Source organism: Pseudomonadota bacterium (assembly GCA_038533575.1).
Lineage (GTDB): Bacteria > Pseudomonadota > Alphaproteobacteria > Rhodobacterales > Rhodobacteraceae > Shimia_B.
This window is the reverse complement of record JBCAYL010000001.1, coordinates 1,456,778-1,476,496: the sequence shown is the minus strand read 5'-3', so window position 1 is coordinate 1,476,496 and position 19,719 is coordinate 1,456,778. Positions and strand designations below refer to the sequence as shown.

The following is a 19,719-nucleotide window of genomic DNA, read 5'->3' as shown; positions in this document are numbered from 1 at the left end:
CACACCGGCCATATTAGATCGGGTCTAGCCGGTAGGAAGGGCGAGCGTGATGTTGCGACCGCCTTTCACGTAGCGCAGCGCGCTTTCGCCTATGGCGGAGACGCGCCCGCCATCCACGCGATCGCCGACCTGCACTTTCACGAAGCGGCCATTCGCGAGCCGCACGAGGGCGCTTCGGTTTGAAGGTGTCCCGTAGACGCCGATGAGATTGACGCGCCGAAGGTTGATTGCATTGTCCGTCGTGGCCGCGCGCGCCACCGACGCGCGCGTCGTGCCCGAGGGCCGTGTTTCTCGCGGCACGGCGGGCGCGGCGACGGCAACTTGCGTGGGCTGGGAGGCGCGCGCCTGCTCCACGAGCGCCGCGATATTGCGCGGACGCTGCTCGGGACGGAGCGACGCCACCACCGCCAGGTCCGACGGTGGCGCATCTGGTTCTGCGATTTCCGCCTCGGCCTTGGCCGTCTCGGGGCGCACCCGGGGGCGCAGGGTGGCGATTTCTTCTCGCGTGCGGCCGCCGAATTGGCTGCGCTCTGTTGTTTCGGCGAGGGTCCCGGGCCGTGCGCGCGGGCGCAGGCCAGCCAAAGCGAGCTGTTCGGCCGTATTCTCCGCCGCGCCCGGGATGCGTAGCGGTGCCGTCACGGGGGGGCGACCGGCGAAGATCGTGATGCCTTGCGGAGAGATGGCGCCCTCTTCCGTGGCGATCACGAGGCCCCGTCCGTCAATGCGGAAGCGGATATCGGGCGGCGGCGGCACCGCCTGGGACGCGGGCCGGACATCATCCCGCTCCGAAGAAATCGCCGGTAGCGCGACAGGATCGGACATCGCAATGCTGCGATCAATCGACGTGATGTAAAAGGCATCAAGCGCGGTCGCCATGGGCGCGGAGGAGGCGTCCGGAGAACGAGGAAAGATCCCTGTCTCGGCATAAAAGCGGTCTAGGGCCTCGCCGTCGAGCGGCTCAGGCGCAGTGTCCGGTTCCGGCTCTCTTTCGATCTCTTCCGGCTCCGGCGGCACCTCCAAGGCCAGTTCTGTGGCGTCACCCGGCTGCGCCAGGGGCGGGGGTGCGATCAACGCCAGGTCGATGGACGGACGGCTGCTCGGACTGTCTGGTGCCACCTCCGCGATGTCCGGAGCTTCGAGGCGCGCGGGCGAAATCACCACGGCCTCGGGCGCGTGCTCTTGCGGCAGCACGGCCCCGGCGGGGTCATCTCGCTCGAAAAGACGCGCGAAGGCCGTGCGGTCCACGGCCGCGAAGGCCGCCACCGCCAGCAAAGCAAGGATCAAGAGGATCGTCAGCAATAGGCCGAGAAATCTCGGTCTGGCGCGGTCTTCGATGAGGGTGTCGCCTGCGGGAGCGCTGCTCTCGGCGCGCGGGCCGGCGTCCTTGCGCACCTTGGGCGCGTCGCGGCGGGCGGGTTGCGGCCCCGGGGGCTCCGCTGCAAGCCGAGGCGCTGCCACGCCTTCAGGGACAATTGTCGACGGTCGGACGATCTTTGGTGCCGTGGGGGAGGGTGCGTCCCGGTGCGTGTCGTCCGAGGCGGAAAGGGCATCGGTCAGGGGAAGCGGATCGCTGCCCGTCTCCGCTGGTGGCTCGTGTCGGACTGTCTTGAAGCTCGGCGCGTCGTCACCGGCTTTCTCTGCAGCGGGCTCAGGCGCAGTTTCGTAAGGTTCGGGGTCGCGGGAGGGCGCTGCCCCCGAGGCCGCGCCGGTGGCACCGAAGAACGCCTCGGTGCCGGACCACCCCTCCTCGGGCAGGGCGACGAATGCCACCGGTGCAAGAGCGTGCTCCGTCGCAAAGGCTTCGGCCTCGTCGAGGGTCTCTTGCGCCACGGCGGCGACGCGGGTGGCCCCGCCCTCGGTGCGCCAGTCAAACCTCAGCTCCGAGAGCGGATAGGGGGTCGCGCCTTCCAGCGCGCGTTCGATGGAGCTCCGGGACGGGTCGCCGTCGTGCAGTGTCAGAAGCTTGAGTTGGTCATTCGGGAGCACGAGCTTCGAGGCAAGGGTCTGCCCCTGCGCCTCTGCTGCCTGTCTCGCCTTGCCCGTGAGCGCGGCGAGCTCGGATACGAAGGCATCGCTCGAAAACCTGACCTCTCCGAGGCGCGCCCAGCCACGCGGCATCCTCTGGTCGAGCGCGATGCCGTCGACCGAGAAATGGACAGCGAAATCAGGCAACATCGCCACGCTCTCAAGGGCCTCCCGAGCAAGACTTGGCACAGGAAAGTGCCGCCTCCAGACGTTGGTTTAACCTAGCGCAGGCGGATCGAATTTGAAAGCGCACGGCGCGGTGCTTGCATAATTCGCGCCATGACCGGCGATAGCGCGCGAAGCCGGGTTGGATGCGCCTTTCGCGATTGCTAGGAGATGCGAAAAGAGAGGCCTCATGCTCACACCGTTCCACTTGGCGATCAACGTCCACGATCTTGCGATCGCGCGAGGTTTCTACTGCGGGCTTCTTGGTGCCAGCGAGGGCCGAAGCGCTGAAACCTGGGTGGATGTGAGCTTCTTCGGCCATCAGCTTTCGCTTCATATCGGGCCGCCACTGGCCACCGCTCGGACCGGCAGGGTGGGGGACGCGCTGGTGCCCATGCCGCATTTCGGCGTTGTGCTTTCGCTCAAGGATTGGCGCGCTGTCGCGGAGAGGCTCGAGGCTGCACAGATGGATTTCATCCTGGCGCCTCAAGTCCGTTTCGAGGGCGAGCCGGGAGAGCAATGGACCATGTTCTTCGAAGATCCATCGGGCAATCCGATCGAGCTGAAGGGCTTTGCGCGGGATGAAGCGATCTTTGCGCACTAGCGCATCCAGAAGCCTTCACGCTTGATCGTGTTGCGGATCTGCTGCTCCTTGCGCGGCAGGTTATCCTGGTCGAAGAGCTCCCGCACTTTCACTCCGCGCCCCTGGTAGATCATGCGCTTGAAGGCATCATGCTCCTTCAAGACCTTCTTGATCTTGTTCGGTTCGGTGACCCTTGCCAAGGCGCCGACGACCCGGTCGCTTTCGCGAGCGTAAAGAAGCGGCAAATAGCGATAGTGGCAGGTGGTCTCACCGTCGAGATATCCCGCGGGGAGGGTATCGCGACCACCACCAAGCGCATGGATGACCAAGGGCAGGGCGACCTGATCCAGCCAGGGATCGAGCTTCTGACAGACCAGAGGCTCTGGCGGGTCGTCCCGGATTGCCGTCGCGTATTCCGTGAAGAGCGCCCCAAACCGGCGCGGGCACGAGCCGAAGAAGAAGCCCGCGTTGAAATAGAGGTAGCGCTGCCAGTACTCGTCGGGCTGGGAGAGGTCGAGCGAGCTCCCGAAATCAAGGCCGAACTTGTCGTAGAGCGATTTCCAGATGGCCGTGTAGCCGGGGCCGTAGAGCTCGATCTCAGGCCAGGTGCCCGTGCGCTTGAGGGAGGCGGAGGGGCGCTCGAAATCGAAAGGCACCTCTGACAGGTCACCGGTCACCAGCGTGTCGCTGTCAAAGAAGACGAAGGGTTCGCCCTCGGGCAGGGCGCTCAAGACTTCGATCTTGTTGCCCGGCGGGTAGGCCGCGCCGAAATGCACGCTGTCGAATGGCAGGATCTCGGCCCCGTGCTCCTCGAGGAGCGCGCGGATGCCGGGCGAGGTCATGCGTGGATCTTGCGGCCATGCCGGCCCCGGCTGCGGCTCGCCCACGAAAACGCGACCCTGGAAGCCGGGGGAGAATTCGCGCAGCGACACGACGAAGAGCGCGGCCTCGTAGGAGAGCCTGCCTTTCTGACCAATGACGACGACGTTGAAGTCGGTCATTCGCCTAGCCCCCGCAAGCGGGCAGGGTCTCGAAGTATCCCGGGGCGTACCATTTCGCGTTGACGATATCCTCGTTGAAGCCCTCTCGGGCTGCCGGGTTGTTGAATTCGACCGCCACGGCGCCGTCCGCGGTGACTTCGAGCACCTGCCCCTGTTCCGGGATGGTGATGAGGATGTTGCCGTTGGGCAGATGCTGGTGCTTGCCGCGGAAGGCGCTCTTGAAGGGCACGTCGAGGCCGGGGATCGGATTCGTCACCTCGCGGGTCGTCGGATCGATGACCATGATCGACGAGTTCGGGCGGAAGCGGCTGTTGTTGTACACCGAGATCGTCCCGTCCGGGAGGAAATCCGGATCGTGCTGCTTGAGCCACGGCCCCTGTTGAGACCACTTCGTTTCGCCGGTCTCCGGGTCGATGATCGTCACGAGATCGAGCTCCCGGATCGACAGCATGAGATCGCCTGCGGCAAGCATCGGAAAGGCGTCTGCCATCTCCGGCAGGAGCTCCTCGGCATCATTGGGGTGAAAGATATCCAGCGGGTTCTCGTCGTCGGGCGTGAACGCGGCGCCCGGCAGGAAGGAATAGAGAAGCGCGGATTGCGCGTCCCGCATGACGACGTCCTCGGTGAAGGAAATGCGCGTGATGTCCTCGCCGGTCTCCGGGTCAAACTTCAGGATGTCCTGGATCTGACCGTAGGCGGTGAGCTCTCCCCACCATGTCCAAATGCCGCCGTCGGCGGCGGGTTCGAAGGAATGGTGATAAAAGCCCTCCCGCTGCCAGACAGGATTTCCGCATGCGTCGAGCCGCGCGACCGTGCCCAGCCAGTCGAAGCTCACCAGCACGGAGCCATCGGGGAGCATCTGCATGGCGTGGGGCGCGTTGGAATTGTGCTCGGCGCGCGCATCAAAGCTCATCTCGTCGATGGGCGTGGTGTGAAGCAGAGTGCCGTCGATGGCATGGAAGAAAAGCCCGTAATGCCCCGCGGCCACGTCCCAGCCGAGAAGCGCATAGTGACCCTCGCCCACGGCCGCGCCTGCATCGTGAAACGTGACCCGCTCGCGCGGCGCGCCGGCAGGGGCGGGGACGCGGCGGCCGGGCGGGATCACTTCCCCGTCCCGGATGAGGCCGGTGATGATCGTCGTCGCGTCTCGAACGGAACTCAGCGGCCAGGCATCGTTGCGCTCGGCCCGTGCCCCCAGCGCGTAGATCAGACCCGCAATGATGAGAAGGCCCGCGCCTCGTGAGATCGCGCGCGCGATCCTGTCGCCCTGGTTTTCTGCCATGATGCCTCGCTGCTCTCGGTCGCCGTGTTGCCACGTGTCGTTGCGCCGATAATGCCCGGTTCGCGGCCACCAAGCCAGCCCTTTGCACGGCCGTGGCCGCGGGAAATGCCCTGATTTCGCCGCATTTCGAACCGCAAAAATGCGCGCTTTTCACGGCTTTTCTCCTGCGGACTGGAACGGTGCCCGTGTCGAGGCGCCGACTTGGAGGCAAAGCAATGAAGAATCTTTCCCTGATCGCTCTTTTCGCGCTCATCGCCGCCCCTGCGCAGGCCTATGTGGGCCCCGGCGCAGGTGCCGGCGCGATCCTCGCGGCCGTGGCCGTCTTGGCCGGGGTCGTCCTGCTGATCGCGGGCTTTCTCTACTTCCCGATCAAGCGCGCGCTGAAAGCGCGCAAAGCAGCCGCACAGGACTAACATGGACGCGAGCATGGCTCCGCTCGTCATCGCGCTCCTCGCGGTGGCGGGATTTGCCTATGCCCTGTGGCGGGCGCGGGTTCTGAGTGTCGTGGGCGGCATGGCCGGCGAGGTGACCGGCGGGCTCTCCGCCATGTTCGACCCAAGCCTCGATGATGATGCCAAGGAGCGCGCCGTCCGGCAGGCCGGTTTCGCGCTCTTCCGCCGCGCGTGGGCGATCCTGTGGCGCATGGCGGCGGCGCTCGGTGCCGCGGCCCTTCCCATATACGCGGCCGCGCAGCTGGGGCTCGTGCCAAGCGCGGCCTCATTCGACGTGCTGCTTCGTGTCGACTTCATTCTTGCCGTGTCGCTCGTGGCCTGTGCCTCGGCCTGGACCCTGAGCCGCGGACAGGAGCGGGAGAGCGGTGCGGGCGATCAGACGCTGCACAATCTCGCCTTTGCGAGCCCCGCCCTGCAGCGGGGCCTGTCGCGCATCGAGGACCGCCTCTTCGCGCGCCGCATCAACGCCGCGGAGATGGACGCCCCGATCTTTGTGACGTCACTGGCGCGGGGCGGAACGACAGCCCTGCTCAACGCCCTGGCGACGGTGCCCGGCACCGCGACCCTGCGCTACCGAGACATGCCTTTCGTGACGGCCCCGATCCTCTGGGATGCCCTCTCCGGCAAGCGTCAGGTGACGCGGACCGAACGCGCCCACGGAGATGGGATGGAGATCGACCTCGACAGCGCCGAAGCCTTCGACGAGGTCTACTGGATCCAGCATTGGCCCGAGGCATACGAGGTGCCAGTGATCCCGCTTTGGAGGGATACCGATGCGGAAAAGACCACCGCCCTCCGCCATGCCTTTCAGAAGGTCACGGCGCTCCGCGCGCCCGGCGGCCGGTATCTTTCCAAGAACAATGCCAACATCGCCCGCCTCGATATTCTGCCAGAGATGTTTCCGGGCGCGCAGATCGTGATCCCCGTCCGGCACCCGGCCGCGCATGCCGCATCGCTCATGCGGCAACACCAACGCTTCACGGAGCGGCACAAGACCGACGAATTCGGCCGAAAATACATGGCCGATATCGGTCATTTCGAGTTTGGCGCATTGCACAAGCGACTGGGTTTCGAGGGTGCTTTCGACGGGCTCACGCCCGACATGCCGGACTACTGGCTCGCCTACTGGATCGCTGCCTTCCGCCATGTGTCTGCCCACCGCGAGGGCGCCATCCTCGTGGATCAGAACCGCCTGCGCGCCGCGCCAAACGAAACGATGCAGGCCCTGCTCGGGACCCTCAATCTCGCGTCCAAGCAGGATTTCAGCACCTACTTCCGCGCGGGATCGGATGACGCGCCGACGCATCTCTTCGACGCCCAGCTCATGGCGGAAGCCGAGGCGTTCTACCAGTCACTGGCGGCCGCCTCGCTCTGACATCTTGGAGTGAAGTGGTGGGCGACCCTGGAATCGAACCAGGCGTGCGTCTCCGCGAGGGAGTTACAGTCCCCTGCCACACCTTGCGGCCTGTCGCCCACTGCTGGCGGGTGCTAATCGGGCCGCCGGGGAGGGTCAACATGAAAAAGCCGCCACTGGTTTCTTCCCGGAACGGGCGCTAGGGACGCGGGCATGAAGAAGCCGAAATGGGTCATCGAGAAAGAGCGGGGCAAGCGCGCCTCGGAGGCTGCGACCCTGTGGCTCTTCGGCATTCATGCGGTGCGCGACGCGCTTCTCAATCCGCGCCGGGAGCGGCTTCGTCTCGTCCTCACGAAGAACGCCGCTGACCGGCTTGCCGAGGCCGTGGCCGAAAGCGGCATGGCCCCGGAGATCGTCGATGCGCGGAAATTCGACGTGCCGATCGATGCGGGCTCCGTGCATCAGGGTGCCGCGCTCGAGGTGAAGCCGCTGGACTGGGGCAGCCTGTCGGAGGTCTGCGCCCCGCGCGGCGAGGCCAAGCCCCGGGTGCTCCTCCTCGACCGTGTGTCCGATCCTCACAATGTCGGAGCGATCCTGCGTTCGGCAGAGGTCTTCGGAGCGCGGGCTGTCATCGGGACGCTGCGCCATGCCGCGCCTGAAACGGGCGCGCTTGCCAAGACGGCCTCCGGCGCGCTCGAGCGGCAGCCCTACCTCCGCGTGCGCAACCTCGCGCAGGCGATGGGCGAGCTGAAGGACATGGGCTATCACGTGGTGGGCCTTGACGGTGAGGCGGGGGACGACACGCGCGGCCTCGCAGAGGAGGGGCCCCTGGCGCTCGCCCTCGGAGCGGAGGGACCCGGCCTGCGTGACCTGACCAAGACGACCTGTGACCGGCTGCTCAAAGTGCCCGCGGCAGGCGATTTCGGCTCACTCAACGTCTCAAATGCCGCCGCGATCGCCCTATATGCCTCTCGACATGGATAAGAAAGTCGCCACCTGCTGCTATTGCGGCACCCGCGCCGCGCTCGTATTGCGCGGCAGTCATCGCCACGAGCTGGCGTGCTCCTCCTGTGGCGCGCCGCTTCATGACCTGAAGATGTTACCGAAACGCGATGCCAAGGCCTCGGGAGAGGTCAAGCGCAGCCGCCCGCCGAAGCAGGACAAACGCGACTATTACGAAAGCTACCGAAAGCCCAAAAAGCGCAAGAAAAAGAAGGGCTTCGGCATGAAGATCATGGAAGAGCTGTTCGACGTCATCGAAGACATCATCGACTGAAACAATCGCTCGCGCCGGGGTCTCGGGGCCTCACGGGTCGGTGAAGTGGCTTCATAAGAGACGCTTCGGCGCGCATCTTTGGGGCATCAGACACCGACCTTCACACCACGACTGATCCCCGGAGCCCATCATGATCACCCGCCGCACCTTCCTCGCCGCCAGCGCCGCAGCCCCGCTCGCCCTGTCCCTTGCAACACCCGCCATGGCTGAAGAGCCTCCGGTCTTTGCCGAGGGGGGCGTGGCGATCAATGGCTACGACCCGGTGGCCTATTTCACGGAGGAAAAGCCGGTGGAGGGCTCCACCGAGTTCAGCGCGGAGCACATGGGCGCGACGTTCCACTTTGCCTCCGCGGAGAACCGCGATCTCTTCGCAGCAGATCCCGATGCTTTCGCGCCCCAGTACGGCGGCTACTGCGCCTATGCCGTGTCGCGCGGCTACACCGCCTCGACATCGCCGAATGCCTGGACCGTCCACGACGGCAAGCTCTACCTCAACTTCAACCGCGCCGTCCGGACACTTTGGTCCCGCGACATCCCCGGCAACATCGCCGAGGGTGATCGCAACTGGCCCAGCGTCTTGAGCGCCTGAGGCGCCGATCACGGTTTGCTGACCGGGCCTAGTGTCCGGGGCGGCCGTGCATATTTCTACTGCGTCGCCGGAGAGGAACACCCGAGCGACATACACTGTCCCTCGTTCCGCACTCCACGCCCGGGCCTGAACCCGGGCGTTTTTTTATCGGCTTGCCTTTTCCTCGATGCCGGAGGTCCCGGCGCGCCGGCTCAGTTCTGCCTCGACGTCCTCAAGTGAGACGTCGCGTGAGGCCAGCATGACGAGGAGGTGGTAAAGGACATCCGCGGCCTCGGCCGTGAGCCGCTCCCGGTCTCCCTTCACGGCCTCGATGACGGCCTCCACCGCCTCTTCGCCGAACTTCTCCGCGCATTTCTCGGGCCCCTGCGACAGGAGCTTTGCCGTCCACGAGCTATCGGGCTCGGCGGCTTTTCGTGCGGCGATCGTGTCTGCCAGACCCTTGAGGCTCATGCCGCGAGCCTCATGGGCAGGCCTGCGGCGGCCATATGTGCCTTGGCCTCGCGGATCGTGAAGTCTCCAAAATGGAAGATCGAGGCCGCGAGGACCGCGCTGGCCCCGCCTTTTGTCACGCCCTCGACGAGGTGGTCGAGCGTACCGACGCCGCCGGAGGCGATGACGGGGACGTCGACCGCCTCCGAAATGGCCTTGGTCAAGGGCAGGTTGAAGCCCGCCCGGGTTCCGTCGCGGTCCATGGAGGTCAGAAGGATCTCGCCTGCGCCTTTCTCCGTGACGGTTCGCGCGAATTCGACGGCGTCTATGCCGGTGGGTCGGCGGCCGCCATGCGTGAAGATCTCCCATCGGTCGTCGGCCACGGATTTGGCGTCGATGGCGCAGACGATGCACTGGCTGCCGAAGCGGTCCGCCGCCTCGGAGAGAACATCGGGGTTCGCGACAGCGGCGGAATTGAAGCTGACCTTGTCCGCCCCGGCGAGGAGGAGGGCCCGCACGTCCTCGTGTGTTCGCACGCCCCCGCCCACCGTGAGCGGGATAAAGCAGCTCTCCGCCGTGCGGCGCACGGTATCGAACATCGTGCCGCGGTTCTCGTGGGTGGCGTGGATATCGAGAAAGCAAAGCTCGTCCGCACCCGCTGCATCATAGGCGCGGGCAGCCTCCACGGGATCACCGGCATCGCGGAGGTCGACAAAGTTCACGCCTTTGACCACGCGCCCATCGGCGACGTCGAGGCAGGGAATGATGCGCACTTTCAGCATGGCGGCGGCTTAGCCTATCGCGAGCGTCTCGGAAAGCCTCAGGCCAGGGCGCTCAGTGCCGCCTTGAGGTCGATAGCCCCTTCGTAGAGCGCCCGCCCGGAGATCGCCCCGGCGATGACGCCGGTATCCCGAAGCGCCATCAGATCGTCGATCGAGGACACGCCACCGGAGGCAATGACGGGCAGGTCCACCGCCCGGGCGAGGGCCTCTGTCGCAGCCACGTTGGGCCCGCCCATGGCGCCGTCCCGGTCGATGTCTGTGTAGATGATCGCCGCGACGCCGGCGTCTTCGAACGTCTTGGCGAGATCGGTGACCGTGACGTCGGTCTCTTCTGCCCATCCTCGTGTGGCCACCCGCCCGGCGCGCGCATCAAGACCCACCGCGACTTTGCCGGGAAACGCCCGCGCGGCGTCGCGGACGAGAGCAGGGTCCTCCACCGCAACGGTCCCGAGGATGACGCGGGCGAGGCCCTTGGTGAGCCAGGTCTCGATCGTCGCCATGTCGCGGATGCCACCGCCGAGCTGCGCCGGAACGGACGTCGCCGCGAGGATGGCCTCGACCGCAGCGCCATTGACCGGCTCTCCGGCGAAGGCGCCATTGAGATCGACGAGGTGAAGCCATTGGCAGCCGGCGCCTTCAAACTCCTTGGCCTGCGCCGCGGGCGCGTCGCTGAACACGGTGGCTTGGTCCATCTCCCCGCGCAGGAGGCGCACGGCCTGACCGTCCTTCAGATCGATGGCGGGGTAGAGGATCATCGCTTGCTTCCTTCGCTAAGGCCCGCGCCCTAAAGCATGGGAGAAGGCAGGATGCAAAGGACCTTACGTAAGACTTGATTGACAGGCAGGGCGGCTGCAGGCTGCGGTCAACTCAGGGAGGAGTAACCTACATGAAAACCACATTCGCAGCGGCCGTGCTGGCCCTTCTGGGAACCGCGGCCTCGGCCGACGATGTGCTCGGCAACTGGAAATCCGAGCCGGGCGAAAGCGGCGGCTTCATCCATGTGAACCTCGCCCAGTGCGGCACGAAGATCTGCGGCACGATCACGGACGTGATCGGCAACGACAACACGTCCATCATCGGGCGCCAGATCATCGCCGACATGTCGCCCAACGGCGGCGGAGCCTATTCCGGCGGGACGATCTGGGCGCCGGACAATGACCGCACCTACCGCTCGAAGATGCAGCTCAGCGGCAATTCACTGGAGGTGGAAGGCTGCGTGCTCGGCGGCGCGATCTGCCGCGGCCAGACTTGGACCCGCCTGAACTAAAGCAGGCCACAGAGGCTTCGGAACGGCGCTCCCTTGCGAGCGCCGTTTTTCGTTTGAGGCACGTGGCGACGACGGCCTCAGGGCGCCCAGGTGAGGAAATTCGAGATCAGTCGAAGACCGGTGGCCTGGCTTTTCTCCGGGTGAAACTGCGTCCCGATCCGGTTGTCCTTGGCCACCACGGCCGTGACGTCGCCGCCATATTCCACGTGGGCGAGCCGTTCGGACGACGTGCCCATCTCCATGTGATAGCTGTGCACGAAGTAGGCGTGATCGCCGGTGGCGATGCCATCGAGCACGGGATGCGCCGCGCCGAGGACGAGATCGTTCCAGCCCATATGCGGCACCTTGAGGCCAGGCGCGTCCACGGGCACCACGCGCCCGTCCACCCATCCGAGGCCGGGGGTGAGTGCGTATTCCGTGCCCTCGCGCGCCATCAGCTGCATCCCCACGCAGATCCCGAGGAATGGCACCGCGCGGCGTTCCACGGCGTCCACCATGGCGTCAAAGCAGCCGGACGACCGCAACGCAGCCGCACAGGCAGGGAACGCGCCATCCCCCGGTAGAACGATGCGGTCAGCGCGTGCCACGTCCTCCGGGCGGCTGGTGACGATGACCGTCCCGGCATCGGCCTCCCGCGCCATTCGCTCAAAGGCCTTGGCCGCGGAATGCAGGTTGCCGCTTTCGTAGTCGATGAGCGCTGTCAGCACGTCAAAGGATGCCCTTTGTCGAGGGGATGGCGTCGCCCTTCCGAGGGTCTGCGTCGAGCGCATCTCTCAGGCTGCGCGCGACGGCCTTGAAGGCGGCCTCGGCGATATGGTGGCTGTTGATCCCGTGGAGCTTGTCCACGTGGAGCGTGATGCCGCCGTGGGTCGACAGCGCCTGGAAGAATTCCCGCACGAGCTCGGTGTCGAAGGAACCGATCTTTTGCGTTGGCATCTCGCAGTTCCACACGAGGAAGGGTCGGCCTGACAGGTCCAGCGCACAGCGGACGAGCGCATCGTCCATGGCGAGGTGGCAATCGCCGTAGCGGCGGATGCCACGCTTGTCGCCCATGGCCTCGGTCAGGGCTTGCCCGATCGCGATTCCCACGTCCTCGACCGTGTGGTGGTCATCGATGTGGAGGTCGCCCGAACACCGGACGCGGAGATCCAGAAGCGCGTGGCGTGCCAGCTGATCGAGCATGTGATCGAAGAAGCCGACCCCCGTCTGATTGTCGAAAGATCCGCTTCCATCGAGGTCGAGCGCGATCTCGATCTCGGTTTCGGAGGTTTTGCGGGTGATGGTGGCGTGCCGCATGGCGCTCTCTCCTGACGTCCTGCGCTCTATGGCAAAGGCTGCGGGGAGGGGCCAGCCTCTGTCATTGACAGGCGAAGGAAGCGTCACGCTTCTGCCACTGGTCGCCGGGGTGAGACATGTGAGAAGCGTTTAGGCGACGGCTGATGCGGGGCACCTCGCAAGACGTGCCGTCCGGTCGGCTGCCAAATCTGTGGTGGTGTTTGGAGCGGGCGATGAGATTCGAACTCACGACCCTTACCTTGGCAAGGTAATGCTCTACCCCTGAGCTACGCCCGCGTCCATTGGGTGGGCGTTGCCTACTCGGCCCGTCGCAGACCTGCAAGGGGCTTTCGCGGCCCGCGCTGCATTTTTCCGACCGTTGCTTGAGAACACAGAGCGCGGCGTCTCCCATGTGCGCCGGGCAAGGGGCGGGTGGAAGCGTGGTGGCTGCTGCCAATTCCTGTAGGGCAGAGGTATTGTTTCGCCGTCCTTCGCCCCTGGGTTGAGTGATGCAGTAGAGGCGCGCGGTGAAACAACCTGAGGTTTAGTCTCTCGCTTTTTCCACAATAGCGATTTGCATTTGCGGCGCATTTGTGACGACTTTCAGGCACTGAAGGGTACTGGAAGTGAGTTCTTATTGGCCGGGGATTGCTGCGAAGCGGGATGGGTGTCCCACGCGCGGCAGACATACGTGACGACAGCTCCGCATGAGAAAGACTTTCATTTGATTCCTCCGCGCCGCGGGCATCCGACGCCGCTTGCGGACACTTGAATTGGGCATCCCGGTCGCGCCGGGCCGCTCGTGTAGGGCCGCTTTAACCGGCGGCTTCGTTTTGGGAGCGTGTTGCATGTTGCTTCGCTCCCCAACCAGGAGACGATTTAATGACCAAGCACTTTCTCGGAAGCGCCGCTGTTCTCGCCTTGATGGCGAGCGGCGCCGGGGCTGACACCAACGAAGCGTATCTCGATCAGATGGGCACCGGAAACTCCGCGCTCATCACGCAATCGGGCGAGCTTAACGATGCCGGTGCGGATTCCGCTGGGCTGGCCATCGATCAGAACGGGACCAACAACACGCTGGAGTTCACTCAATCCGGCGATCTCAACAGCATCGCTGACGGCCCCAACGGCACTGGCTTCAATCAGGTCGGCGCCAACAACTCCGCGACCATCACGCAGACATCCAAGGGCAACAACGTCAACCAGATCTCCCAATCGGCCGGTGCGACGGCGGGCGGTGCGACCAACACACTGACCATCACGCAGGGCGCATCCGATGACGATCCCTTCCCGGTGTCGAACAATCGCGCCATCCAGGGCAACCTTGTCACGAATGTCGACCAGACCCACGGGGGCGGTGCAGCCAACGCGATCACCATCGACCAGGAGCGTCGCGGCCGCTTTGAGACGAACGCGCGGGACGACTATCTCGTGATCGGTAATGACGGCTATACCGGCGGCGCCTACCAGGTGGACCGCTACCTCAATGGCGGTGTCATTCAGAACGGTTCCGGCAACACGGCGACACTCACGCAGCGCGGCTACAAGAACGAGATCCGCCTCGTGGAGCAGCTCGGCGACGCCAACACGGCGACCGTTTCCCAACTCAGCGGGCTCAACAACATCGTAGAGCGCGTCTTCCAAGACTCACGGGGTGGCGCTTCAGGCAACACAGCCACCATGGTTCAGGACGGTCGTGGCAACGGCAACGGCGCATTTTCGGCGGGTGGCCCCGCGGCAAATGTCAGCCTGGTCACCAACGATGCGATCGATCAGATCGGGTCCGGCAACATCGTCGATGCTATGATCACGGGTAATTCCAACGAGACCGGGTTCTACCAGGAAGGCAACGGCAACTCTGTCGGCACGATCACGGTCACGGGCGATTTCAACGAAGTGGCCGTGTCCCAAGTCGGCGATGCGAACTTTGCCAACATCTCCGACATCGCAGGATCTTCCAACCAGCTCGGCGTGTCGCAAACCGGGACCAACACTGCCGATGTCACGCTTTCGGCGACGTCCGACTTCAACCTCCTAAGCATTAGCCAGGACAACACGGGCTTTGCGGCGGATCGCAACCTGGCCGACTTCGACGTGACCGGCAGCTTCAACGAGGCGACGCTCACCCAGTCTGGCGGCGGCGACAACTCGTTTGACCTGGAGATCATTGGCGACAACAACAACGCCGGTTCGCTCTTTGGTACGGCAGCGTCGCTCGGCCTCACGGCTGGCGTCTTCGATCAGATCGGCTCGAGCAACTCCGCCGATATTGACGTGTTCTCGAGCTCGAACGCCTTCGCGACGCTGCAGAATGGCGCATCCAACACGATCATGGCGAGCGTGTCGGGTGGAGACGGAAACTCGTTCGGCATCGTGCAGATGGGGGCGTCAAACATGGCCGCGCTCACGCAGATCGGCGGCGGCAACACCGCAGGCATCAGCCAGTAAGCCTCTGAAGTCCAAAGACTTAGACGCCCGGCCAGGACATCCCTGGCCGGGCGTTTTCATTTTGAGAACGCGCGCCCTTCGGGCTCGCTCACTCCAGTTCGACGAGAAGGTCCTTCGCGTCGATCTGGGCGCCGGGCGTGATGTGGACCGCTGCCACGACGCCGTCTCGGTCGGCGTGGATGCCGGTCTCCATCTTCATCGCCTCGATCGTGAGGAGGAGATCGCCTTCTTTCACCTTCGCGCCCGCGTGCGCCGCCACGCTCGCGACAACGCCCGGCATGGGGGCCCCGATGTGGTTTGCGTTGGTGGGGTCGGCCTTGGGACGGCTCACCTTTGTCGCCTGCACCGCGCGGTTCGGGACCCGGATCACGCGAGGCTGGCCGTTGAGCTCGAAGAAGACCTTCGCCTCCCCGTCCTCGTTTGTCTCGCCCATGGCCTGCATGCGGATCTCGAGGGTCTTGCCGGGGTCGATCTCGGCGGTGATCTCCTCGCCGGGCTGCATGCCGTAGAAGAAGGTCTTCGTGGGTAGCGTCCGAACGGGCCCGTAGGTCCGGTGACGGCCCATGTAATCGAGGAACACCTTCGGATACATCAGGTAGCCGTTAAGGTCCTCGTCATCGACGACCTTGCCTTCCATCTGCTTTGAGACGTCCGCCCGGACAGCATCGAGATCCACCGGTGCGAGCTCTGCCCCGGGCCGCTTTGTGGAGCCTTTCTCGCCCTTGAGCGCTTTTTTCTGGATGGCTTTCGGCCAACCGCCGGGCGGCTGCCCCAGATTTCCGCGCATCATGTCGATGACGGAATCAGGGAATGCGACGTCGATGTCCCCCTCCACATCGGCGCGGGTGAGGCCTTGGGAGACCATCATCAGCGCCATGTCCCCCACGACCTTGGAGGAGGGGGTCACCTTCACGATGTCGCCAAACATCTGGTTCACGTCAGCATAGGTCTGCGCGACCTCGTGCCAGCGCTCCTCGAGACCGAGCGAACGGGCCTGCGCCTTGAGGTTGGTGAATTGTCCGCCGGGCATCTCGTGGAGGTAGACTTCCGACGCGGGTGCCTGCAGGCCGCTTTCGAAGGCCGCGTAGTGGCCCCGCACGGTCTCGAAGTAATTGGAGATGTCGCGGATGGCTGCGATGGAGAGGCCGGTGTCGCGCTCATCGCCCTGCAGGGCTTCCACGACTGTGCCGAGCGTCGCCTGGGACGTGTTTCCGGAGAAGCTGTCCATGGCCGCGTCCACTGCGTCGACGCCGGCTTCGGCCGCGGCGAGGATGGTCGCCGTCGCGATCCCGGCCGTGTCATGGGTGTGGAAATGGATCGGCAGGCCGACCTCGTCCTTCAGGGCCTTGATGAGGACGCGGGCGGCGGCGGGCTTCAGAAGGCCTGCCATGTCCTTGAGGCCCAGCACATGGGCGCCCGCCTTCTCGAGCTCCTTGGCCATGGCGACGTAGTATTTCACATCGTATTTCGAGCGCTCGGGATTGAGGATGTCGCCGGTGTAGCAAACGGTGCCTTCGCAGACCTTTTCATTTGCGATCACGGCATCCATGGCCACGCGCATGTTCTCGACCCAATTGAGCGAGTCGAAAACGCGGAAGACGTCGATCCCCGTCTCGGCGGCCTGTTTCACGAAGAACTGCACGACGTTGTCGGGATAGTTCGTGTAGCCCACGCCGTTCGCCCCGCGCAGCAGCATCTGCGTCATGATGTTGGGCACCCGCGCGCGGATATCGCGGAGCCGCTGCCACGGGCATTCCTGGAGAAAGCGGTAAGCGACGTCGAACGTCGCGCCGCCCCAGCATTCGAGGCTGAAGAGGCCGGGCATGTTGGCCGCGTAGGTGGGTGCCACCCGGATCATGTCAATGGACCGCATGCGCGTGGCGAGGAGAGACTGGTGCCCGTCGCGCATAGTCGTGTCGGTGATGAGAAGCTGCTTTTGCTCCTTCATCCAGTCGGCGACGGCTTGTGGCCCGAATTCCTCGAGGATGTTGCGTGTCCCGGGCGTGGGCGCCTCGGTCTTGGGCGCCGGGGGGCGCGGGTCCTTCACATCGGCCCGTGGTTTTGGGCGGTCCAGCGTCTCCGGGTGACCGTTGACGGAGATGTCGGCGATGTAAGTGAGGATCTTCGTGGCGCGGTCGCGGCGCTTCTTGAACGAGAAGAGCTCCGGCGTCTCGTCGATGAACTTCGTGTGGTACTCGTAGTTGAGAAATGTCGGGTGCTTGAGCAGGTTCTCGACGAAGGCGATGTTGGTGCTCACGCCCCTGATGCGGAACTCGCGCAGCGCGCGATCCATCCGCGCGATGGCCGCTTCGGGCGTAGGGGCCCAGGCGGTGACTTTTTCCAGCAGCGAGTCGTAGTAGCGCGTGATGACGGCGCCCGAATAGGCCGTACCCCCGTCGAGGCGGATGCCCATGCCCGTCGCCCCGCGATAGGCGGTGATGCGGCCATAGTCGGGGATAAAGTTGTTGAGCGGGTCTTCCGTGGTCACGCGGCACTGGATGGCATGGCCGGAGAGCTGGACGTCGTACTGGCTGGCGATGCCGGTCGCTTCAATGAGGCTCTTGCCCTCCGCGATCTTGATCTGGGCCTGGACGATGTCTATGCCGGTCACCTCCTCGGTGACGGTGTGCTCCACCTGGACGCGCGGGTTGACCTCGATGAAGTAGAATTTGCCCGTGGCCATATCCATCAGGAACTCGACCGTGCCCGCGCATTCGTAGTTCACGTGCTCGCAGATCTTGCGGCCGAGCGCGCAGATTTCCTCGCGTTGAGCCGGCGAGAGGTAGGGGGCCGGGGCGCGCTCCACGACCTTCTGGTTGCGGCGCTGGACGGAGCAGTCCCGCTCGTAAAGGTGGTAGATCTCGCCGTTCTTGTCGCCGAGGATCTGCACCTCCACGTGGCGCGCCTTGAGGATCATCTTTTCCAGATAGCCCTCGCCGTTGCCAAAGGCGGCCTCGGCCTCGCGACGGCCCTCGAGCACTTTTTCCTCGAGCTCGTCTTCAGACATGATGGGCCGCATGCCGCGCCCGCCGCCGCCCCAGGAGGCCTTGAGCATCAGCGGATAACCGATCTCCTTGGCCTCTTTCTTGATGGCTTTCATGTCGTCGCCGAGCACGTCGGTGGCCGGGATGACAGGGACGCCGGCCTCGATGGCCACGCGCCGCGCACTGGCCTTGTCGCCCAGGGCGCGCATGGTCTCGGCCTTCGGGCCGATGAACGTGATCCCTGCCTCCGTGCAGGCATCCACGAAATCGGGGTTCTCCGACAGGAGGCCGTAGCCGGGATGGATCGCATCCGCGCCGCACATCTTGGCCACGCGAATGATCTCTTCGATGGAGAGATAGGCCTGCACCGGCCCCAGCCCCTCACCGATCCGGTAGGCTTCGTCCGCCTTGAAGCGGTGGAGGCCCAGCTTGTCCTCCTCGGCGAAGACGGCCACCGTCTTCTTTCCGAGCTCGTTGGCCGCGCGCATGACGCGGATGGCGATCTCGCCGCGGTTGGCGATGAGGATTTTCTGGAATTCGGCCAAGGAGATGTCCCCGCTTGAGAGTGGTAGCGCGTGGTTATGTGGTTTTAGACCCTCCGGCAATCAGTGGAAATGGGGAGGCGGGGGCCGGAAATTGCCGTTTCGGACAAGAAGCTAGTTGCGCACCAATCTGCGCGGCAGATCGCTCAAGGAGTGAGCACCGATCTGAGCCATCGAGAGCTTCATGTCGTCGGTCAGGATGTGGACGAGGTGGTCGATGCCCGCTGCGCCGAAGGCCGCGACCGCGTAGTGCCATGCCCGACCGAGCATCACGAAGTCCGCGCCGAGCGCCAGCGCGCGCATGACATCGGCCCCGGTCGTGACGCCTGAATCATAGATGAGCGGGGCGTCCGGCAGAGCCGCCCGGATCAGCGGGAGCTGCTCAATGGCCGCAGGCCCGGGCTCGAACTGGCGGCCGCCGTGGTTCGACACCCAGATCGCATCGGCGCCTTCTTCCATGAGCCGCTCGGCGAGGGCGGGGTCGAGCACGCCCTTCATGATCAGGTCTCCCTCCCAGACATCGCGCACCCATTTGAGCGTGTCCCAGTCCGGCTTGCCGCGAATGAGGTGACCGGCATGATCGAGGGAGGAGCGGGGATCGTGCTTCTCAAGGTAGCTTTCGGCCAGCGCGATCCGCGGCACGCCTTCCCGGAGCGTGCCAAGCGACCAGCCGGGATGTGTGACGAGCTCCCAGACAAAGCGCGGCGTGATCTTGGGAGGCAGCGACAGGTTCGCGCGCCGCTGCCGCTCCCGCCGGCTGTCATCGGGGACATCGAGGGTGAAGACGAGTTTGGAGAAGCCCGCGTTCTTCGCACGGCGCAGCATGTCGCGGCGGATCTCCTCGTTCTCGGGGCAATATAGCTGGAACCAGCCCATGTCTCCCGCGTGCTGGCCCACATCTTCAGGCACCTTGGTGGCCACCGTGCTCAGGCAGTAGGGCAGGGTGTGCTGCGCCGCCCCCTGCGCGAGCAGCCGTTCCGCGCCGGGCCAGATCATCCCGCTCATGCCCACTGGCGCGATCCCGAAGGGCCGCGCATAATCTGTTCCCATGAAGGGGGTGGTCCAGTCAGGGTCGACGTTTCCCACGAGGACGTCCGGCAGAAAATGCACCGCGTCGAGCGCGTCCCTGTTGCGCTGCACCTGCAGCTCCCGTCCCGTGCCGCTGTCCAGATATTCGTAGGCGAAATGCGGAAGGCGGCGCTTGGCGCGGCGCTTGAGATCGTCGACGGCGGGGTAGGAGAGATCGAGGTCCATGGCCGCACCCT

The 19,719-nt window shown here is 65.0% G+C and carries 18 protein-coding genes and 2 tRNA genes; 8 read left to right on the top strand and 12 right to left on the bottom strand.

What is annotated here, in order from left to right:
- Positions 1 to 24 precede the first annotated feature (24 nt).
- Positions 25 to 2,175, bottom strand: coding sequence for a hypothetical protein (locus tag AAFM92_07485; protein ID MEL7300210.1), 2,151 nt, complete (start codon positions 2,173 to 2,175; stop codon positions 25 to 27).
- Between the two features lie 205 nt (positions 2,176 to 2,380).
- Here AAFM92_07485 and AAFM92_07480 point away from each other — a divergent pair, with 205 nt between their 5' ends.
- A complete protein-coding gene (locus AAFM92_07480) occupies positions 2,381 to 2,794 on the top strand; it encodes a VOC family protein (GenBank protein MEL7300209.1) in 414 nt (137 codons plus the stop codon).
- Here AAFM92_07480 and AAFM92_07475 read toward each other — a convergent pair.
- Positions 2,791 to 3,774, bottom strand: a complete 984-nt coding sequence (locus AAFM92_07475) for a hypothetical protein (protein ID MEL7300208.1) — start codon at positions 3,772 to 3,774, stop codon at positions 2,791 to 2,793. The genes AAFM92_07480 and AAFM92_07475 overlap by 4 nt on opposite strands.
- A 4-nt stretch (positions 3,775 to 3,778) precedes the next feature.
- Entirely contained in the window at positions 3,779 to 5,056 is a 1,278-nt protein-coding gene (locus tag AAFM92_07470) for an arylsulfotransferase family protein (protein ID MEL7300207.1), read from the bottom strand.
- Between the two features lie 215 nt (positions 5,057 to 5,271).
- On the opposite strand from AAFM92_07470, the gene AAFM92_07465 reads away from it, so the two are divergent.
- Both AAFM92_07465 and AAFM92_07460 read left to right on the top strand, forming a co-directional pair.
- Positions 5,272 to 5,469, top strand: a complete 198-nt coding sequence (locus tag AAFM92_07465; GenBank protein MEL7300206.1) for a hypothetical protein — start codon at positions 5,272 to 5,274, stop codon at positions 5,467 to 5,469.
- Between the two features lie 13 nt (positions 5,470 to 5,482).
- On the top strand, positions 5,483 to 6,883 hold the full coding sequence (locus tag AAFM92_07460; protein MEL7300205.1) for a sulfotransferase: 1,401 nt from the start codon (positions 5,483 to 5,485) through the stop codon (positions 6,881 to 6,883).
- 15 nt (positions 6,884 to 6,898) lie between these two features.
- Here AAFM92_07460 and AAFM92_07455 read toward each other — a convergent pair.
- Positions 6,899 to 6,982: transfer RNA gene (locus tag AAFM92_07455), tRNA-Tyr, on the bottom strand.
- Positions 6,983 to 7,075: 93 nt separating this feature from the next.
- Between AAFM92_07455 and rlmB the strand changes: the two genes are divergently transcribed.
- The 3 genes from rlmB to AAFM92_07440 all read left to right on the top strand — a co-directional run bounded on the left by rlmB (position 7,076) and on the right by AAFM92_07440 (position 8,727).
- Positions 7,076 to 7,846: a 23S rRNA (guanosine(2251)-2'-O)-methyltransferase RlmB gene (gene rlmB / locus AAFM92_07450; protein ID MEL7300204.1), complete on the top strand. Its 771-nt coding sequence runs from the start codon at positions 7,076 to 7,078 to the stop codon at positions 7,844 to 7,846.
- A complete protein-coding gene (locus AAFM92_07445; GenBank protein ID MEL7300203.1) occupies positions 7,839 to 8,138 on the top strand; it encodes a hypothetical protein in 300 nt (99 codons plus the stop codon). The genes rlmB and AAFM92_07445 overlap by 8 nt, the downstream gene beginning before the upstream one ends.
- Before the next feature lie 130 nt (positions 8,139 to 8,268).
- Positions 8,269 to 8,727, top strand: a complete 459-nt coding sequence (locus AAFM92_07440; GenBank protein ID MEL7300202.1) for a YHS domain-containing (seleno)protein — start codon at positions 8,269 to 8,271, stop codon at positions 8,725 to 8,727.
- 144 nt (positions 8,728 to 8,871) lie between these two features.
- On the opposite strand, the gene AAFM92_07435 is transcribed toward AAFM92_07440, so the two are convergent.
- From AAFM92_07435 to hisA, 3 genes are read right to left on the bottom strand one after another with little or no spacing between them, the layout of a single operon-like run.
- Positions 8,872 to 9,177, bottom strand: a complete 306-nt coding sequence (locus AAFM92_07435) for a phosphoribosyl-ATP diphosphatase (protein ID MEL7300201.1) — start codon at positions 9,175 to 9,177, stop codon at positions 8,872 to 8,874.
- Entirely contained in the window at positions 9,174 to 9,938 is a 765-nt protein-coding gene (hisF, locus tag AAFM92_07430; protein ID MEL7300200.1) for an imidazole glycerol phosphate synthase subunit HisF, read from the bottom strand. Before hisF ends, AAFM92_07435 begins: the two co-directional genes overlap by 4 nt.
- 38 nt (positions 9,939 to 9,976) lie before the next feature.
- Complete coding sequence (gene hisA, locus AAFM92_07425) at positions 9,977 to 10,693, bottom strand: 1-(5-phosphoribosyl)-5-[(5-phosphoribosylamino)methylideneamino]imidazole-4-carboxamide isomerase (GenBank protein MEL7300199.1); 717 nt, start codon at positions 10,691 to 10,693, stop codon at positions 9,977 to 9,979.
- 131 nt (positions 10,694 to 10,824) lie between these two features.
- On the opposite strand from hisA, the gene AAFM92_07420 reads away from it, so the two are divergent.
- Entirely contained in the window at positions 10,825 to 11,205 is a 381-nt protein-coding gene (locus AAFM92_07420; GenBank protein ID MEL7300198.1) for a DUF2147 domain-containing protein, read from the top strand.
- Positions 11,206 to 11,282: 77 nt separating this feature from the next.
- Here the strand turns inward: AAFM92_07420 and hisH are convergent, their stop codons facing one another.
- The 3 genes from hisH to AAFM92_07405 all read right to left on the bottom strand — a co-directional run bounded on the left by hisH (position 11,283) and on the right by AAFM92_07405 (position 12,777).
- A complete protein-coding gene (gene hisH, locus AAFM92_07415; protein ID MEL7300197.1) occupies positions 11,283 to 11,912 on the bottom strand; it encodes an imidazole glycerol phosphate synthase subunit HisH in 630 nt (209 codons plus the stop codon).
- Between the two features lies 1 nt (position 11,913).
- The gene (gene hisB, locus AAFM92_07410; protein MEL7300196.1) at positions 11,914 to 12,501 is read right to left on the bottom strand and encodes an imidazoleglycerol-phosphate dehydratase HisB; all 588 of its coding nucleotides are present in this window, start codon (positions 12,499 to 12,501) and stop codon (positions 11,914 to 11,916) included.
- A gap of 201 nt (positions 12,502 to 12,702) precedes the next feature.
- A tRNA-Gly gene (locus tag AAFM92_07405) sits at positions 12,703 to 12,777 on the bottom strand.
- A 585-nt stretch (positions 12,778 to 13,362) separates the two neighbouring features.
- Here AAFM92_07405 and AAFM92_07400 point away from each other — a divergent pair.
- Positions 13,363 to 14,928: a hypothetical protein gene (locus tag AAFM92_07400; GenBank protein ID MEL7300195.1), complete on the top strand. Its 1,566-nt coding sequence runs from the start codon at positions 13,363 to 13,365 to the stop codon at positions 14,926 to 14,928.
- 88 nt (positions 14,929 to 15,016) lie between these two features.
- On the opposite strand, the gene AAFM92_07395 is transcribed toward AAFM92_07400, so the two are convergent.
- Positions 15,017 to 18,457, bottom strand: coding sequence for a pyruvate carboxylase (locus AAFM92_07395; GenBank protein MEL7300194.1), 3,441 nt, complete (start codon positions 18,455 to 18,457; stop codon positions 15,017 to 15,019).
- Between the two features lie 111 nt (positions 18,458 to 18,568).
- Positions 18,569 to 19,708 carry an alpha-hydroxy acid oxidase gene (locus tag AAFM92_07390; GenBank protein MEL7300193.1) on the bottom strand — a complete coding sequence of 380 codons (1,140 nt, stop codon included), beginning with the start codon at positions 19,706 to 19,708 and terminating at the stop codon, positions 18,569 to 18,571.
- Between the last annotated feature and the right edge of the window lie 11 nt (positions 19,709 to 19,719).

Coding starts and splice junctions, on each gene's coding strand:
- AAFM92_07485 (MEL7300210.1), bottom strand. CDS start 2,175: ATGTTGCCTGATTTCGCTGTCCATTTCTCGGTCGACGGCATCGCGCTC.
- AAFM92_07480 (MEL7300209.1), top strand. CDS start 2,381: ATGCTCACACCGTTCCACTTGGCGATCAACGTCCACGATCTTGCGATC.
- AAFM92_07475 (MEL7300208.1), bottom strand. CDS start 3,774: ATGACCGACTTCAACGTCGTCGTCATTGGTCAGAAAGGCAGGCTCTCC.
- AAFM92_07470 (MEL7300207.1), bottom strand. CDS start 5,056: ATGGCAGAAAACCAGGGCGACAGGATCGCGCGCGCGATCTCACGAGGC.
- AAFM92_07465 (MEL7300206.1), top strand. CDS start 5,272: ATGAAGAATCTTTCCCTGATCGCTCTTTTCGCGCTCATCGCCGCCCCT.
- AAFM92_07460 (MEL7300205.1), top strand. CDS start 5,483: ATGGCTCCGCTCGTCATCGCGCTCCTCGCGGTGGCGGGATTTGCCTAT.
- rlmB (MEL7300204.1), top strand. CDS start 7,076: ATGAAGAAGCCGAAATGGGTCATCGAGAAAGAGCGGGGCAAGCGCGCC.
- AAFM92_07445 (MEL7300203.1), top strand. CDS start 7,839: ATGGATAAGAAAGTCGCCACCTGCTGCTATTGCGGCACCCGCGCCGCG.
- AAFM92_07440 (MEL7300202.1), top strand. CDS start 8,269: ATGATCACCCGCCGCACCTTCCTCGCCGCCAGCGCCGCAGCCCCGCTC.
- AAFM92_07435 (MEL7300201.1), bottom strand. CDS start 9,177: ATGAGCCTCAAGGGTCTGGCAGACACGATCGCCGCACGAAAAGCCGCC.
- hisF (MEL7300200.1), bottom strand. CDS start 9,938: ATGCTGAAAGTGCGCATCATTCCCTGCCTCGACGTCGCCGATGGGCGC.
- hisA (MEL7300199.1), bottom strand. CDS start 10,693: ATGATCCTCTACCCCGCCATCGATCTGAAGGACGGTCAGGCCGTGCGC.
- AAFM92_07420 (MEL7300198.1), top strand. CDS start 10,825: ATGAAAACCACATTCGCAGCGGCCGTGCTGGCCCTTCTGGGAACCGCG.
- hisB (MEL7300196.1), bottom strand. CDS start 12,501: ATGCGGCACGCCACCATCACCCGCAAAACCTCCGAAACCGAGATCGAG.
- AAFM92_07400 (MEL7300195.1), top strand. CDS start 13,363: ATGACCAAGCACTTTCTCGGAAGCGCCGCTGTTCTCGCCTTGATGGCG.
- AAFM92_07390 (MEL7300193.1), bottom strand. CDS start 19,708: ATGGACCTCGATCTCTCCTACCCCGCCGTCGACGATCTCAAGCGCCGC.